A 15,405-nucleotide genomic window follows, 5' to 3' on the forward strand; every position below is an offset into this window, starting at 1 on the left:
GCCGCGGCATACGCTGCGAGGACCCAGCCCATCCACCAAGGAGCATCCATGGCCTCCCGACTCAACCCGTACATCAGCTTCTCCGACAACGCTCGTCAGGCCCTCGAGTTCTACAAGGACGTCTTCGGCGGCAAGCTCGAGCTCAGCACGTTTGCCGACCTCGGTCAGGCCGACGCGGGCGACCTGATCATGCACGGCGCCCTGGAGACCGACCAGGGCTTCTCGCTCATGGGCGCTGACACCCCGCCCGGCATGGAGCGTCGCGAGGGCAGCGCCATCAGCATCAGCCTGAGCGGCGACGACGCCGAGCTGCGCGACTACTTCACCAAGCTCTCCTCCGGTGGCACGGTGACGATGCCCCTCGAGAAGCAGGTCTGGGGCGACGAGTTCGGCATGTGCGTCGACCAGTTCGGCATTGCCTGGATGGTCAACGTGTCCAGCGGCGAGCAGGCGGCCGCCGCGCAGTGAGCTCCAGGCTCCGTGGCCCGGTCACCGGCCTGCGGAGCCCGAGCGGCCCGGTCGTGGCCGGTTCAGCCCACGACCGGGGCCGCGGTGCCGGCCGCGCCCCGCGCGTCCGACCCGCTGGTAGAGACCTCGGGGGTCTGCTCCACCCACGAGGAGTCGGACCGAGACGACCAGCGCAGCGGCGAAGCCGAGGATGGCAAAGATCGAGCCCACGAGGAAGTGGCTGATCTCGAAGCCGTGGGCGAGCCCCCACACCGACGTGGCCCAGGCGATGCCGGTGAGCCTGATGACGTTGACGGCCACGAGCATGGCGGACCCGGCGGTGGCCGCGGCAGCGACCCGAGCCACGGGAACGGGGCTGCGCGCGGCAATGGCAGCCATGATGAGCAGGAACGGCGCCAGGAGCACCACCGTGGTGCATCCGGTCGTGATCTTGAGCCCAAGGGCGTCCTTGGTGCCCAGTCCGAAGAAGACCACGTCGCCCACCGCCCTCGATGCGCCAGTGCGCGTGAGCATGCCCACCAGGGGTCCTGCGCAGCGCGCCTCGAACGCCCGGACCGCTTCGTTCTCGACCACCAACAGCACGGCCAGCGCCGCGAGCAGCCCCGCCGGCACCAGCCGGGCTCGTGATGATCGAGCGGCGGCGACCTCAGACATCGAGGGCGACCGGGCCTGCGACGAGCGGTTCGGCATTGCGCCGAGTCTTGGCCCACCCGGTGCGACCGGAGAGCATCCGGCCGAAGGCCCGCACGGTGGTGGGGTAGGTGTAGGTGAGGTAGGCGGCATACTCCAGACCGAGCAGGACCGAGCGGAGCCGGCTCATGCCGGGGTCCACGACGCGGCGGTACAACGGACCCCAGAGCGCGAACGGACCGACCCCCGTCACGACCGTGACCACCCCCAGGAACCAGAAGCTCTGGGCGAAGGCGGCCGGACCGCCCGGGAAGTTCCACGCCTTGACGGCGAACACGGCATACAGCAAGGGCCAGTAGAGCACCCCGAACAGCTGCGTCCACGGCGCGATGAGGAAGTACGCGGCCTCGAGCGCTCCGGCGGTGCTGAGGTGGCGCGACTGGAGGATCGGGGTCAGGTACCTCCGCGAGCACTGCATGCCGCCCTGGGCCCACCGGGTGCGCTGGGCGATCAGCCGACGCAGGCTCTCGACGGCCTCCTGCTCGACCTCGGCGCGGAACACGAAGCGGTTCTGGTACCCGGCGAGGAGGATGTGCAACCCCAGCTCGTAGTCCTCCAACAGCGCTCCATGCCAGGGCGCGTCGTGTGCCTCGGCGAGCTCGTCGAGCATGGACAGCCGGCTGAACTGCCCGTTACCGCCGAGCCCAACGGACCCGGTCTTCTCCCGGAGCATCTGCATCGCCGAGATGGTTCCCACGAACTCGAGGTCCTGCATGCGCACCAGGAAACGGGCAAACCGGGCCCCCAGGACCGAGGATGCCGGGCCGTCGCCACGACCGAAGCGGTTGGACATCCGCACCGAGATCTGGACCCCGCCGACCTTGGGATCGCCGAAGACCCGGTCGCCCGCGACCAGGTCCAACACGTCGGGGGCCAGCGCGCCGTCGGCGTCGACGACGCCACGATCACGCGGGCCGGGTCCTCGTCAGGGGGAGCCATCGCCGCAGGGCGGTGTATGCCGCGTTGAGCGCGTCACCCTTACCGGTGCGCGCGTGCGGGCGGCGGCGTTGCACGAGGTGGACCCGCGGATCGGTGGCGAGCGCCTGGACGATCCGCGCAGTGCGGTCCTCGCTGTCGTCGTCGATCACCCACACGTGCGTCGTGGGGAAGTCGCGCAGCATCCGGGTGATGGTCGAGGCGATCACGACCTCCTCGTCGCGAGCGGGGATCAGGATGTGCCACTCGAACGCGGCCGGATCGCCGGGGACGTCGGGTTGCTGCCGCAGGTACGGCACGACGATCGTGCCGACGTACCCGATGAAGAGGACCACCGCGAACAGGGACAGGCCCTGGAGCAGTGCCGTGATCACGACGGCGACGTGCGCCGCAGGTAGGCCACGCGCGCCAGCGCTGCCCCCACGACGACCAGAGCCAGGCCGAGGGCGACCAACACCGGCGTGCCGCCGGCCCCCGTCATGGCCAGGGTGCTGCTACCAGCGACGACTCCGACGCCAGCGCCGGGAAGTCCGATCGAACTCGAGTACATGCCGGCTACCTGTCGTGGTTCGCGGTCTGCGCGACGGCTTGGCGTGGACCGCCGACCAGGTCGTGGATCGTGTCGACGACCTGGTCGGCGGCCGTGCGGTCCCCGAAGGGGCTCGGGAGCCGTTGCAGCCTCGAGACTCGGTGGGCGTGCCCATGGAGCATCGCCTCGACGCTGTGGCCGAGCTGCGGCCCGGGCTCGACCAGCACGGCGAAGTCGGCCATGGCCTCGGGGCGCTCCGTGGACTGCCGGACGACCACGAGGGGGCGCTTGAGCACGGTGCACTCCTCCTGGACCCCGCCGGAGTCCGAGACGAGGACGGCGGCGTGCGCGGCCAGGCCGAGGAACGTCGAGGACCCCATCGGCTCGACCACCCGCAGGTGGTCGAGCAGTCCCGCCAGCCCGCCGCTGGCGGCCGCCGCCGCGGTCCGCGGGTGCAGCGGCAGCACCACGGGCAGGGGCAGCGCGGCGAGCTCGGTCAGGATCGCGCGGAGCGTCACGGCCGAGTCGGTGTTCTCCGGGCGATGGATCGTCGCGAGCACGTAGCCGTCGGGCTTGAGACCGAGCTCGACCAGGAGCCGCAGCCGTGCCGCCCGCTCGGGGAGCTGGTCCAGAACCGACTCGACGACGGTGTTGCCGGTGAGCCGGATCCGGGTGGCCGGGATCCCCTCGGCGAGCAGGTTCTCCACGTTGGCCGCGGTGGCGGCGCAGAGCACGTCGGCGAGGTGGTCGGTCATGACCCGGTTGTGCTCCTCGGGCATCGCGCGGTCGTTGCTGCGCAGGCCGGCCTCGACGTGCACGAGTGCGACGCCGCGCGCGTTGGCGGCCAGGGCTCCGGCAAGGGTGGAGTTCGTGTCGCCCTGGACGACGGTCGCGACGAACTCACGCTCCGCGAAGAGGCGGTCGAGCCCGAGCAGCATGTGCGAGATCTGCTCCGCGCGACCGTACCCGCCGGCGCCCAGCCGCAGCTGTGGGTCGGCGAGGCCGTGTTCGCGCAGGAACACCTCGGACATGCTCGCGTCGTAGTGCTGACCCGTATGCACGACGAACGCGGCGTCGCCCAGGCGGCGAATCACGGGCGCGAGCTTGACGATCTCAGGCCTCGTGCCCAGGACGACTGCGACACTGGCCCGGGGTAGGCCCCTCACGACGCGAGCTGGCGACGGCGGGCGGACCGGCGTGCGCCGAGCAGGGCGAGGCCGCCAAGGGGAAGCAGGCCGAGCGCGATGCGCGGGTCGATCACCGGCACCGCGACCTCTGGCGTGATCGGCAGGAGGTAGTCCTCGACCTCACCGGCATCCGATGCCCCGATCGGGCTCTGCGTCTGGGCGGCGTTGTACCCGACCCGGAACCGCGCGTAGGTGTTGCCTGCGGTCAGCCCGCTCAGCCCGGACCAGGTGAGGGTCGCGCTGGCGGCGCCGGGCGCGAATGCGGCGCAGGCGCGTTCGCCGGTGTCGAACACCCCGTTCTTGTTGAAGTCGATCCACCCGCAGACGGTGCCGGGCTTGCTTGCTCCGCTGATGGCCACGGTGGTGCTGTAGCTGGTCATCGAGGTGCTGAGCGGGCCCAGGGTGACTCCGTTGTCAGCGCCGTCGAGGGCAGCGGTCGCGCTGGCGTTCGGGGACACCGTCCCGTTGGCCACCGTCGCGTTGTCCTCGGTGACGCTGGGGCCGAGCTGCACGTCGGACAGCACCGCGCGGGCAGCGTTGCCCTGGTCGTAGGACGAGGGGGCGTCGCCGAAGTCCTCGCTGGCTGTCGCAGTGATGACGTAGTTGTCCTGGTTGTGCCTGGGGTCGCTGAGGTCGTTGTTCGTGTAGGCCGGGACTGCGCTGGTGGTCCGGGTGAACACCGCGCTGAGGTCGAACGTCACCGCGGTGACGACTCCAGTGAGCTGGACCGACCCGCAGGCGGCCGTGGCCTGCGCGTCGTACTCGTCGACGCCCAGCGAGGGGGTGGACTGGGCCGCCGTGTCGCAGCGGTAGCTCGTACTGGCGTTGGTCGCGGTGATCGCCGGACCGGACACGGCCAGGTTGCCACCGGATAGGGCGGTCATCGTGATTCCCGGGGTGGCCAGGGTGAAGATCGAGTGGAGCTGTGACTGCGAGGTCACCGCATGGTTGGAGTCGTAGTAGAAGACGTCCCCGCCGATGCCGGCGAGGTCGAGGATCGGGTTGCGCACCGGCTGGCTGAAGGTGATGGTGATCGAACCCAACCCAGAACAGGTGCCCACTGCTGGGCAGTTGTTGACGGCGTCGGTGGACAGCTCGACGGCCGGGGTGCTGGTCGTGAGCCCGGGGGTGAAGTCGCCGGCGACGTATCCCCGGCTGCCGAGAGTGGACGGCTGCACGACGCCAGTCAGACCGGTCGTCGAGATGGTCGTCGTCAGACCTGAGCCGGGCATCGTCAGCGTGGCCACACCCCCGCTGACCGTCGGTGCCGAGGCGGCCACCTGGTAGGCCTGCGCCGCCGGGCTGAGTGCGATGCCGACGACAGCGGTGGCGGCGCCCGCAACAGCCCACCCGGCACGACGATTCGGCGTTGTCGACGATGGTCGACGTCTGAACGTTCTCAACCTCACGATGCTTGTTCCCCTCGGCTCTGGTGTGGATCGTCCCGGCAGCACGGCCGGGCGGATCCGGACACAGGGGGGACGGCAGAGCCAGAGAAAAGTGACGCGGGCGTCGCAGACGCCCGCGTCACTGCACCATTGGGTCGCTCAGGTCAGTGGACCATCACGGGCGGAACTCCTTGCTCGTCGAGGAGGTGCGCCTCTTCGCGGCGACGGGGGAGGAAGTAGGCCGGCACCAAGGTGAGCGCCACGAGGATCGCCGCCACCCAGTAGGTCTTGGCGAACGCCTCGGCGGCGTCAGCCAGGCCCTGCGTCACGGCCGCCGGACCACCGATCTTCTCGACGATCGAGGGGTCATGCCGGGCAGCCATGGCCGGCCCTGCGAGGGCGGACTCCTTGAAGTGGTTCGTCAGCAGCACCGACATGATCGCGACGCCCACCGAGCTGGCGATCTGCTGGGTGATGTTGAGCAGCGTCGATCCGCGAGCCACCTCGTGGTGGGTCAGGGTCTTCAGCGCGGTCGTGAAGATGGGCATCATCGTGCCGCCCATGCCCAGCCCCATGATGAACAGCAGCACGATGATCGTGGTGTACGACGTCGTGGACGTGATCTGGGTCAGGCCGAACATGCCGCCGCTGATGGCCACCAGGCCGAACGGCACGATGCGACCGACGGGGATCTTGTCGACCAGCGTGCCCGCGATCGGCATGGTCAGCATCGCCCCGAGACCCTGGGGTGCGACGAGCAGACCCGCGTTGAGCGTCGACTCACCGCGCACCGACTGGAAGTAGGTCGGCACGAGCAGCAGGCCACCGAAGAACGCCGCCGCGAACAGGAACATGGTCAGCGTCGAGACCGTGAGGTTGCGGTTGCGGAACAGCCGCAGGTCGAGCAACGGGTGCTGTGGCCGGAACGAGTGGAAGACGAACGTCACCATCAGCGCGAGCCCGATGAGCATGTTCACGTAGACCTTGGGGTCGTTCATCGTGCCCTTGGCCGGGATCGAGGAGATGCCGAAGAGGAACAGGGCCAGGCCCGGGGACATGAGCGCGACGCCCAGCAGGTCGAGGGACTCAGACGGCTCGGTGTGGTCCTTGGGCAGGGCGACGAACGCGTAGATCACGGCGATGACCCCGAGCGGCACGTTGATGAGGAAGATCCAGTGCCACGAGTAGTGCTCGATGAGCCAGCCGCCGAGGATGGGGCCGCCGATGGGGCCGAGCAGCATGGGAACACCCAGGATCGCCATGAGGCGCCCCATGCGTGCCGGACCGGCGGCGCGGGTCATGATCGTCATGCCCAGGGGCATGAGCATGCCGCCACCGAGCCCCTGCAGGACCCGGAACCCGATCAGCATGGTGATCGAGGTGGCGGAGGCGCACAGGGCCGATCCCATCGTGAAGAGGATGATCGCCAGGATGTAGAGCCGCTTGGTGCCGAACCGGTCGGCGGCCCAGCCCGTGAGCGGGATGACCGTCGCCAGTGCCAACGTGTAGGCGGTGACGGTCCACGCGACGGTCGAGTAGGCCAGCGGCTTCGAGGGGGAGTCGGCAAAGACGTCCTGGAAGACCGGGAGCGCGACGTTGACGACGGTGATGTCGAGGATCGACATGATGGCGCCGAGCACGACGACACCGGCGATCTTGAGGACCGCGGCATCGATCTTGTCGGGATACGCCACTGGGGTGGCGGATGGAGCAGACACGGGTACCTCCGCATGGGTCAGAAGGGGACGCGCCCCCGCAACGTCAACCTGCGCAATCGAGGCTAGTCCTGTCCCCTGACAGCGCGCTCGACCTTTCTCATCGGTGCAGGTCAGGGTGCAGGTCAGGGTGCAGGTCAGGACCGTCCGGCCGCTTCGAGCACCGCGATGTCGAGCTTCTTCATCTGCATCATCGCGGCGAACACCTTCGACGCCCGCTCGGGATCTCCCGAGGCGATCTGGTCCCAGTTCTCCGGAACGACCTGCCAGGACAGCCCGAACTTGTCCTTCAGCCAGCCGCAGGGACCCTCCTCGCCACCGTCGGCCGTCAGCGCGCTCCAGTAGTGGTCGATCTCCGCCTGGTCCTTGCAGTCGATCGTCAGCGAGATCGCCTCGTCGAAGTGGAACTCCGGGCCGCCGTTCAAGGCGACGTACGGTGTCCCGTCGAGCTCGAAGGCGACGGTGAGCACCTGACCGGCCCGGGGCCCCGACCCGTCGGGATAGTGCGCGACCGTCGTGATCGCGGAGTGAGGGAACACCGAGGTGTAGAACTCGGCGGCGTCGTGGGCCTCGGTGTCGAACCACAGGCAGGGGTAGGTGCGCGGCATCGCAGTCTCCTTCCGGCGCCGGGCGCTCACCCGGCATACCTCCACTCAGACTGCCACCGTGTCGAAAACTCATCGGCCGGCGATGCCGTAGCGTCGGTGCCGTGCCGGACGTCCCCCTCCCGCTCGCCCAGGCCATGCAACGGCTGTATGCCGCCGGGCTCGACGAGTTCATGGCCGTGCGCAGCGAGCTCGTGGCCCGCACCCGCGCCGAGGGTGAGCGCGCCATGGCGGCGGACATCGGCAAGCTGCGCAAGCCCAGCGTGGCGGCGTGGGCGGTGAACCTCACCGCGCGCCAGTCGCCTGAGGTGGTGCTCGCGCTGGTACGCCTGGGGTCGCGCATGCGCGCCGCCCAGGGTCGCCTCGACACGGCGGCGCTCACGGCACTACGGCCCGAGCGGGACGCGGTGGTGCGGGACTTCGTGGAGGCCGCGGTCCGAGAGACCGAGAGCGCGGGGCGGTCGCTCGGGCCGGGCGCCCGTGAGGAGGTGCGGGCCACCGCGGTCGCGGCGCTCGCGGATGAGGGTGCCGGCGCCGCGGTCAGCTCGGGCCAGCTCACGAGGGCCCTCTCCTACAGCGGTTTCGGTGAGGTGGACCTCTCCGAGGCGGTGGCCAGGACAGCCTCGGGTGCGATCCTCACCCTGGTGCCGGGAGCCAGGGATGAGGGGGACCGTGCGGGGGAGACTGCCGGAGACACCGCCGGGGACGCTGCTGGGGACACCGACCAGCCGTCACTCGGCGACCTCGAGCAGGCCCTCGAGGCCGCGGACAGCCAGCTGGCCCAGGCCGAGCAGGCGGTGGCGCGCGCTCGCGAGCGTGCCGAGGAGACGCGTGAGCGGCTGGCGGTCGTCGAACGACAGCTCGCCAAGGCGCGCGAGGCCGACGAACGAGCCCTGGAGGAGGTCACCGACGCGGTCCGCGCGCGCAAGCAGGCGGCCGCTGCCCGGAGCGCCGCGGAGCAGGCTCTCGCCTCGGGGTCGACCCTGAGGTGACTAGTCACTCCCGGGGTCAATCTGGGTAGGACGCCTGATGCGCACGCCGCCTGACCGGCGGCACAGTGGACCCATGGCGCAGACCACCGTCATCGCTCCGCGCATCTCCACCCGCACCGCCGCGATCAAGCTGCTGGTGTCCGGCGCGGCTGCCGCTGCCCTGCTGGCGCTCGCGTTGCCCCGAGTCGCCGGAGTGCCCTGGTCCCAGATCGGGGGCGCGCTCGCCGGGCTGTCTGTCGCGCAGCTGGTCCTGCTCACGGTCGTCTGGCTCGCGGGGCTGTGGGTGCACACGCCGGCCCTCACCGCTGCGCTGCCGGGCCTGTCCCACCGCCGGGCGTTCCTGCTCAACCTCACCGGCTCCTTCGTCTCGAACCTGCTGCCGCTCGGCGGAGCGGCCGGCACGGTGGCGAACTGGCGGATGGCGCGGTCCTGGGGCTTCGCGTCGACTGCCTTTGCCCGGTGGGCCATCGTCACCAACCTGTTCGACGTGGGGCTCAAGCTGGTGCTCCCGGGCATCGCGTTCGGCTGGCTGGCGGTCGCCGGCGTGGAGGCGACGTCCACGGTGCACGCCGCGGCCTACGTCGGGCTCGCGCTGCTCACCGTCGTCGCGCTGGCCGTGTGGCTCGTGGCCCGCGACGACCGGGCCGCGCACTGGCTGGGCGGCCGCGCCGACCGGATCTGCGCCCGCGTTCGCCTCCTGCGCCCCACCGGCGAGGGGTACGCCGCCCGCGCCTCTGCCTTCCGCCGCGACAGTGCTGCCCTCGTCGCGGACGGGTGGCCCCAGATGGTCTTCGGCAAGGCCGCGTATGCCGCGCTGCAGGCCGTGCTGCTGTGGCTCTCGCTGCGGATGCTGGGAGCCGACGTCGACCCCGGCGTCGTGCTCGCCGCCTACGCGGTGGAGCGCATCCTGTCGATCGCCGTCATCACCCCAGGGGCCACCGGGGTGGTCGAGGTCGGAGTGACCGGCGTACTGGTCGCCCTCGGCGTCGCGGCGACTCCAGCCGCAGCCGGGGTGCTGCTCTACCGGGCCTTCACCTTCGGGATGGAGATCCCCGTGGGCGGCCTGTCGCTGCTCGCCTGGTCACTGCGCCGCGCGGAAGCGGCGTAGCCGAAGGCTTGTTCGTCACGACGAAGACCGACGACAGTGCCATGGCGGCGCCGGCGATCATCGGGCTCAGGTACCCGAGAGCGGCCAGCGGGATCGCGGCCACGTTGTAGGCGAAGGCCCAGAAGAGGTTGCCCTTGATGACCGCGAGCGTGCGGCGGGCCAGCCGAATGGCGTCCGGGGCCGAGCGCAGGTCACCGCGCACGAGGGTGAGGTCGCTGGCCTCGATCGCGACATCGCTGCCCGTGCCCATCGCGAGGCCGAGATCGGCCTGGACCAGAGCCGCGGCGTCGTTGACGCCGTCGCCGACCATCGCCACCGACTTCCCTTGCTGCTGCAGGGTTTTCACCACGTCGACCTTGCCCTGCGGCAGGACGTCGGCGATGACCTCGTCGATGCCCACCTGCTTCGCGACCTCGGCCGCAGCGGCCCGGTTGTCACCGGTGAGCAGCATGGGGGTGAGGCCCAGACGGCGCAGCTCCCGGATGGCCTCGGCGGACGTCTCCTTGACGGTGTCCGAGACGGCGAGCACACCGCGCGCGGAGCCGTCCCAGGCGACCACCACCGCCGTGGCGCCGCGCGCCTGGGCCGCCGACACGGCATACCCGAGGTCTGCGGGGATGGTCACCGACGCCTCCTCCAGGAAGCGTGGACGGCCGACGAGGACGGCGTGGCCCTCGACGGCGCCACGGACCCCCAGGCCCTCGGTGCTCGTGAAGGTCTCGACGGGCGGCAGCGGTCCGGACTGGCGCGCCGCTGCGACGATGGCCCGGGCCACCGGGTGTTCGGAGGCGGCTTCGACCGCAGCGGCCAGCCGCAGCACCTCGGCGCGGCTCTGCCCCGCGACCGGCATCACGTCGGTCAAGGTCATCCGGCCGGTGGTCACGGTGCCGGTCTTGTCGAGCAGGACCGTGTCGACCTGGCGAGTCGACTCCAGCACCTCCGGGCCCCGGATGAGCAGACCCAGCTGGGCGCCGCGGCCGGTGCCCACCATGAGGGCGGTCGGTGTCGCCAGGCCCAGGGCGCACGGGCAGGCCACAATGAGGACCGCCACTGCGGCGGTGAACGCTGCGGTCCACCCGGCGCCCGCAGCCACCCAGGCCAGCAGCGTGATGAGGGACAGCGTGATGACCGCGGGGACGAAGACCGCCGAGATGCGGTCGGCAAGCCGCTGCACCTGGGCCTTGCCGTTCTGGGCGTCCTCGACGAGCAGGGCCATCTGGGCGAGCTGGGTGTCGGCCCCCACCCGGGTTGCCCGGACGACGAGGCGTCCGCCGACGTTCACCGTGGCTCCGATGACGCGGTCGCCCGGGCCGACCTCGACCGGCATCGACTCGCCGGTCACGAGCGCGGCGTCGAGCGCCGAGGTGCCCGACTCGACCTCGCCATCGGTCGCGATCTTCTCGCCCGGGCGCACGACGAACCGCATGCCCACCTGGAGGTCGGCGACGGCGATGCGCTCTTCGGCGGCCTGCGGTCCGTCGCCCCGGATCACGGAGACGTCCTTGGCGCCCAGCTCGAGCAGGGCGCGCAACGCGGCACTCGAGGCGCGCTGGGCGCGAGCCTCGGCATACCGGCCCGCAAGCAGGAACGTGGTCACCCCCGCCGCGGCCTCGAGGTAGATGGTGTCGGCCCCGTTGGTGCGCTGGATCGCCAGGCTGAAGTCATGCGTCATGCCGAGCTCGCCGGCGGAGCCGAAGAACAACGCGTAGAGCGACCAGCCCAACGCCGCGAGGGTGCCGACCGAGACCAGGGTGTCCATGGTCGACTGGCCGTGCCGCAGGTTGAGCCACGCCGCCCGGTGGAACGGCAGCCCACCCCACACCACCACCGGGATGGTGAGGGCCAACGAGATCCACTGCCAGGACCGGAACTGCAGTGCCGGGGTCATGGCGAGCAGCACGACGGGGGCGCTGAGCAGGGCGGAGACCACGAGGCGCTGGCGCAGGCTGCGGAGGGCGGTGCGCTTGGGGTCGGCGTATGCCGCCGGGCCGGCTGCTGGGCCTTCGATGGTGGTGGGTGCGGCCGCTGGCAGCGTCGCGGTGTAGCCGGTGCGCTCGACGACCTCGACAAGGTCCTGCGGTCGCACGGAGTCCGGGAAGCGGACCTTGGCCTTCTCGGTCGAGTAGTTCACGGTGGCGACGACGCCCTCGAGCTTGTTGAGCTTCTTCTCGACTCGGGTGGCGCACGAGGCGCAGGTCATGCCGCCGATGACGAGCTCGACGTCGCGTCGAGTGTCCTCGGTCATGGCGTGAGGTGGTAGTCGCCGGCTTCGTCGAGGGCAGCGCTCACCTCGGCGGGGGTGAGCGCGCGGACGGCCTCGACGTGGACCGTGGACGTGCCCGCGGGGTCGAGGTCGACGTGGACGGTGCTCACGCCGTCGAGGGCCTCGAGCTCCTCGGTGACGGCGTGGACGCAGTGGGCGCAGGTCATGCCCGTGACGGCGAAGTTCTGGGTGGTCATGAGGTCTCCTCGTGGCAGGGTTCAGGACCGGACGAGGCGGGCAATGGCGTCAGAGGCCTCGCGGACCTTGTCCTGCGCCTCGGGCCCGCCGCGGCGAGCGGCATCGACGACGCAGTGCTCCAGGTGCTCCTCGAGCAGCTCGAGCGAGAACGACTGCAGCGCCTTGGTGGCGGCCGACACCTGGGTCAGGATGTCGATGCAGTACTTGTCCTCCTCGACCATCCGCTGCAGGCCGCGGACCTGACCCTCGATCCGGCGCAGCCGCTTGAGGTGGCTGTCCTTCTGGGCATGGTAGCCGTGGTGCGTCTCGTCCATGGACATGCCAACAGCATACCCCCCTGAGGTATTTCCGCGGGCTCAGGGGGCATGCGGCGGGTGGGGTCAGCGCAGCGGGTCGAACGGCTTCAGGGCGTCGACCTGCTTGCCGGTCACCATGGACCCGGCGAGCAGCCGGCCGGTCACCGGGCCGAGGGTGATGCCCCACATGCCGTGACCGCCCGCGGCATACACGCGCGGCGACTTCGTGGCGCCGATGAGCGGGAGGCCGTCGACGGTGCACGGCCGCGAGCCCACCCACTCGTCCTGACGGTTGTCGAGGTCAGCCCCGCGCAGCAGCGGCCGGGCCGCCTCGGCGATGGCCTGGATGCGGCGCGGGTCGAGCGCTGCCTCGGGCTTGCGGAACTCCATCATCCCGGCGACGCGGAGCCGGTCACCGATCGGTGTGCAGGCCACGCGCTGGGCGGGGAAGTACACGGGACCGTTCGGGACGTGGTCGATGGCGACGGAGAACGAGTAGCCGCGGCCCGCCTGGACGACGTTCTTCACGCCGAACCGCCGCGCCAGGGCGCCCAGCCACGCACCGGTGGCCAGCACCGCGGCGTCGAACTCCTCGACGGAGCCCTCGGCGGTCGTGACCACGACACCGGCACCGGTGTCGCGGATGTCGGACACCGTGGCGGCGTCGAGGATCTTGCCGCCACGAGCCCGCACCGAGTCGGCGAGGGCGTGGACGTAGGCGCCGGGGTTCACGAACCGCTGTCCCTTGAGCAGGATGGCGGCGCCGATCTCGTCAGACAGGCTCGGCTCGATGGTGCGAGCTTGGTCGCCGGTCAGCGCCTCGAACTCGATGGCCTGCCCGGCGGCGTGGATGTGCTCGATCTCCTCGAGCAGCGTCGTGCGCTCGGCCTCGGTGCGGTAGGACGCGAGGAAGCTCTTCGCCTCGACGGTCTGGGCCTGGACCCCGCCGGCCTGGAGCAGGTCGAAGCTCTCGAGAGAGAGGTCGTTGACGGGCACGAGCGAGCCCATGGCCTTCTTCCAGGCCTTCATCGTCGAGTGGCGGGTGAAGCCGGTGACGAACTTGAGGAACCTGGGGTCGGCGCTCGGAGGGACGTAGACGGGCGAGGAGGGCGACAGGACGGCGCGCAGGCCGTACTTGAGGACGGCGGGCTCGGGCAGCGGCGTCGCGATGCCGGGGGTCAGCCAGCCGGCGTTGCCCCAGGACGAGCCGGCTGCGACACCCTCGCGGTCGAGGACGGTCACCTCGACGCCGTGCTCCTGCAGGAACCAGGCGGTGGACAGGCCCACCATGCCGGCGCCGACGACGGCGACGCGCTGAGGGACGGGGAGACCGGCGGCGGTGATGGGGGCCATGGGTCGAGCGTGGCAGCGCTTGCGCGACTTCGCCTTGGCCGCTCGGCATGAATTCACCACTGATCCTTGTGCTCAGCCCACAACCTCGCGATGCTGTGATCATGCTTCCCGTCGCTGCCCTCGTCGAGACGCTGGGCGGGCTTGTTGACCCTCGGTGTGCCGGTGCGCGGCGCCCAGGTCGACGACCTCACCATTGCCGAACCCGCCCAGGGCATCGTCGGCCAGCGGGACGACCTCGTGCTCGGGGTCGGCATCGAGACCCCGGAGGCCGCGATCGCGCTCGTGCGGGCCAGCGCCGCGCAGGGCGCCGGCGGTGTCGTGTTCCGGCGCGGCCTCGGCCGACGACGCGGGGTGCGGGAGGCGGCCCGCCGGGAGGGGGTCGCCCTCGTCGAGCTCGCGGAGCACGCGTCGTGGGCGCACCTCGTGTGGCTGCTGCGCGGGGTCATCGACCGGGCGGCGGTCGGGATGGGTCGGCGCGAAGACGCCCCCGTCCAGGACGACCTGTTCGCGCTCGCGGACGCTGCGGCCGCGCTGGTCGACGCGCCGGTCACGATCGAGGACGCCCAGTCCCGCGTCCTGGCGTACTCCTCCCGGCAGGACGACACCGACCCGGCCCGGGTCTCGACCATCGTCGGGCGGCGGGTGCCCGACGAGGTCCTCGCGACGTTGCGGGCCCAAGGGGTCTTCCGCCGGTTGGCACGGTCCCCCGAACCGGTGTTCGTGCCCGCCTCAGGTGGCCGCAAGCCGCGTCTGGTCATCCCGGTCCGGGCCGGGGGCGAGTGGCTCGGCTCGATCTGGGCGGTGGTCGAGGAGCGGCCGCCCGCGCCGGTGGTGGGCGAGCTGGTCCAGACCTCGGCGGTGGTCGCCCTGCACCTGCTGCGCCTGCGCGCACAGGCCGACCTGTCGCGTCGGGTCGCGGCCGACCGGTTGCGGGGAGTGCTCTCGGGCAACACGGCGGGCGCGGACGACTGGCTGCCGCCGTCGCCGTGGCGGGTGGTGGCGCTGGGTGGTGAGGGCGACCCGGCGCGCCTGCTCGACCTGTGGGAGTCCGTCTCACGTCGGCACGCATGGAACCAGCCGCTGCTCGCCGACCTCGATGGTCGCGTGTATGCCGTGGTGCGCGCCAGCGAGGACACCTCGCCGGGCACCTGGGCGTGGCTCCGCTCGGTCGTCGCGGACGTGCGTGGTGAGGGGCTCGACCTGACGGCGCGAGCCGGCCGGACGGCATACGCCCCGGTCGAGCTGGAACGCTCGCGGACCGAGTCCCAGGAGGCCGACCGCGTCCTCGGCGGAGTCGGCGGGGCGGTCCCCGGGGCAGCCGAGGGGGCAGCGGTGGCAACGCACGAGGACGTGTGGGCCGAGGTGACGATTGCGCGCGCCGCGGCGGCGCTGCCCGCAGATGCCCTCGGTCCGGTGGCCGCGCTCCAGGAGCACGACGCCCACCACGGCAGCGAGTACCTGCGCACCCTCTCCGCGTGGCTTGACCACCCGGGTGCGCCCACCGCCGCGGCCCGCTCGATCCACGTGCATCCGAACACCCTGCGCTACCGGATGAGCCGGGTCGCCGACCTCGCCGGGCTGGACCTGGACAACCCGTCGGTGCGCCTTGCGGTGCAGCTGCAGCTCACCGCCCTTCTCGGCCACGAGTCTCGCGCGGAGGCGGCCGCCGAGGGCTGA

The 15,405-nt window shown here is 71.3% G+C and carries 15 protein-coding genes and 1 pseudogene; 4 read left to right on the forward strand and 12 right to left on the reverse strand.

Annotated features, from left to right (window positions below; translation table 11 throughout):
- Positions 1-48 precede the first annotated feature (48 nt).
- The gene (locus tag GKE56_RS13275; RefSeq protein WP_154684935.1) at positions 49-468 is read left to right on the forward strand and encodes a VOC family protein; all 420 of its coding nucleotides are present in this window, start codon (positions 49-51) and stop codon (positions 466-468) included.
- A 21-nt stretch (positions 469-489) separates the two neighbouring features.
- Here GKE56_RS13275 and GKE56_RS13280 read toward each other — a convergent pair whose 3' ends face one another.
- The 8 genes from GKE56_RS13280 to GKE56_RS13310 form a co-directional block, all read right to left on the reverse strand.
- Positions 490-1,122 (reverse strand): hypothetical protein, encoded by a 633-nt coding sequence (locus GKE56_RS13280; RefSeq protein ID WP_195908121.1) that lies wholly within the window; start codon positions 1,120-1,122, stop codon positions 490-492.
- The gene (locus GKE56_RS13285; RefSeq protein WP_255424968.1) at positions 1,115-2,023 is read right to left on the reverse strand and encodes a glycosyltransferase; all 909 of its coding nucleotides are present in this window, start codon (positions 2,021-2,023) and stop codon (positions 1,115-1,117) included. The genes GKE56_RS13280 and GKE56_RS13285 overlap by 8 nt, the downstream gene beginning before the upstream one ends.
- A gap of 40 nt (positions 2,024-2,063) precedes the next feature.
- Complete coding sequence (locus tag GKE56_RS17870) at positions 2,064-2,468, reverse strand: glycosyltransferase (RefSeq protein ID WP_255424969.1); 405 nt, start codon at positions 2,466-2,468, stop codon at positions 2,064-2,066.
- Positions 2,465-2,644, reverse strand: coding sequence for a hypothetical protein (locus GKE56_RS13290; RefSeq protein WP_154684937.1), 180 nt, complete (start codon positions 2,642-2,644; stop codon positions 2,465-2,467). The genes GKE56_RS17870 and GKE56_RS13290 overlap by 4 nt, the downstream gene beginning before the upstream one ends.
- A 5-nt stretch (positions 2,645-2,649) precedes the next feature.
- A complete protein-coding gene (gene wecB, locus GKE56_RS13295; protein WP_154684938.1) occupies positions 2,650-3,789 on the reverse strand; it encodes a non-hydrolyzing UDP-N-acetylglucosamine 2-epimerase in 1,140 nt (379 codons plus the stop codon).
- Entirely contained in the window at positions 3,786-5,090 is a 1,305-nt protein-coding gene (locus GKE56_RS13300; protein ID WP_154684939.1) for a GEVED domain-containing protein, read from the reverse strand. The genes wecB and GKE56_RS13300 overlap by 4 nt, the downstream gene beginning before the upstream one ends.
- A gap of 272 nt (positions 5,091-5,362) precedes the next feature.
- Positions 5,363-6,916: a DHA2 family efflux MFS transporter permease subunit gene (locus GKE56_RS13305; protein ID WP_154684940.1), complete on the reverse strand. Its 1,554-nt coding sequence runs from the start codon at positions 6,914-6,916 to the stop codon at positions 5,363-5,365.
- Between the two features lie 134 nt (positions 6,917-7,050).
- Positions 7,051-7,521 carry a VOC family protein gene (locus GKE56_RS13310; protein ID WP_154684941.1) on the reverse strand — a complete coding sequence of 157 codons (471 nt, stop codon included), beginning with the start codon at positions 7,519-7,521 and terminating at the stop codon, positions 7,051-7,053.
- A 101-nt stretch (positions 7,522-7,622) separates the two neighbouring features.
- On the opposite strand from GKE56_RS13310, the gene GKE56_RS13315 reads away from it, so the two are divergent.
- Together GKE56_RS13315 and GKE56_RS13320 are read left to right on the forward strand one after the other, a co-directional pair.
- On the forward strand, positions 7,623-8,510 hold the full coding sequence (locus GKE56_RS13315) for a hypothetical protein (RefSeq protein ID WP_154684942.1): 888 nt from the start codon (positions 7,623-7,625) through the stop codon (positions 8,508-8,510).
- 73 nt (positions 8,511-8,583) lie between these two features.
- Positions 8,584-9,618, forward strand: a complete 1,035-nt coding sequence (locus GKE56_RS13320) for a lysylphosphatidylglycerol synthase domain-containing protein (RefSeq protein WP_195908122.1) — start codon at positions 8,584-8,586, stop codon at positions 9,616-9,618.
- On the opposite strand, the pseudogene GKE56_RS13325 reads toward GKE56_RS13320, so the two are convergent.
- From GKE56_RS13325 to GKE56_RS13340, 4 genes and pseudogenes are all read right to left on the reverse strand, one after another.
- Positions 9,592-11,863, reverse strand: a pseudogene (locus tag GKE56_RS13325) (heavy metal translocating P-type ATPase). The gene GKE56_RS13320 and the pseudogene GKE56_RS13325 overlap by 27 nt on opposite strands.
- The gene (locus GKE56_RS13330; RefSeq protein ID WP_154684945.1) at positions 11,860-12,078 is read right to left on the reverse strand and encodes a heavy-metal-associated domain-containing protein; all 219 of its coding nucleotides are present in this window, start codon (positions 12,076-12,078) and stop codon (positions 11,860-11,862) included. The pseudogene GKE56_RS13325 and the gene GKE56_RS13330 overlap by 4 nt, the downstream one beginning before the upstream one ends.
- A gap of 21 nt (positions 12,079-12,099) precedes the next feature.
- Complete coding sequence (locus tag GKE56_RS13335) at positions 12,100-12,393, reverse strand: metal-sensitive transcriptional regulator (RefSeq protein ID WP_304650422.1); 294 nt, start codon at positions 12,391-12,393, stop codon at positions 12,100-12,102.
- Positions 12,394-12,459: 66 nt separating this feature from the next.
- On the reverse strand, positions 12,460-13,728 hold the full coding sequence (locus GKE56_RS13340) for an FAD-binding oxidoreductase (protein WP_154684947.1): 1,269 nt from the start codon (positions 13,726-13,728) through the stop codon (positions 12,460-12,462).
- Between the two features lie 141 nt (positions 13,729-13,869).
- On the opposite strand from GKE56_RS13340, the gene GKE56_RS13345 reads away from it, so the two are divergent.
- Entirely contained in the window at positions 13,870-15,405 is a 1,536-nt protein-coding gene (locus GKE56_RS13345) for a CdaR family transcriptional regulator (RefSeq protein ID WP_230208968.1), read from the forward strand.

It is taken from the genome of Nostocoides sp. HKS02 (assembly GCF_009707485.1).
Taxonomy (GTDB): Bacteria; Actinomycetota; Actinomycetes; order Actinomycetales; family Dermatophilaceae; genus Pedococcus.

Bases quoted from the DNA above. Each gene is read 5' to 3' on its own strand.
- GKE56_RS13335 (WP_304650422.1), bottom strand. From the start codon at position 12,393: ATGGACGAGACGCACCACGGCTACCATGCCCAGAAGGACAGCCACCTC.
- GKE56_RS13275 (WP_154684935.1), top strand. From the start codon at position 49: ATGGCCTCCCGACTCAACCCGTACATCAGCTTCTCCGACAACGCTCGT.
- GKE56_RS13320 (WP_195908122.1), top strand. From the start codon at position 8,584: ATGGCGCAGACCACCGTCATCGCTCCGCGCATCTCCACCCGCACCGCC.
- GKE56_RS13340 (WP_154684947.1), bottom strand. From the start codon at position 13,728: ATGGCCCCCATCACCGCCGCCGGTCTCCCCGTCCCTCAGCGCGTCGCC.
- GKE56_RS13280 (WP_195908121.1), bottom strand. From the start codon at position 1,122: ATGTCTGAGGTCGCCGCCGCTCGATCATCACGAGCCCGGCTGGTGCCG.
- GKE56_RS13290 (WP_154684937.1), bottom strand. From the start codon at position 2,644: ATGTACTCGAGTTCGATCGGACTTCCCGGCGCTGGCGTCGGAGTCGTC.
- GKE56_RS13330 (WP_154684945.1), bottom strand. From the start codon at position 12,078: ATGACCACCCAGAACTTCGCCGTCACGGGCATGACCTGCGCCCACTGC.
- GKE56_RS13310 (WP_154684941.1), bottom strand. From the start codon at position 7,521: ATGCCGCGCACCTACCCCTGCCTGTGGTTCGACACCGAGGCCCACGAC.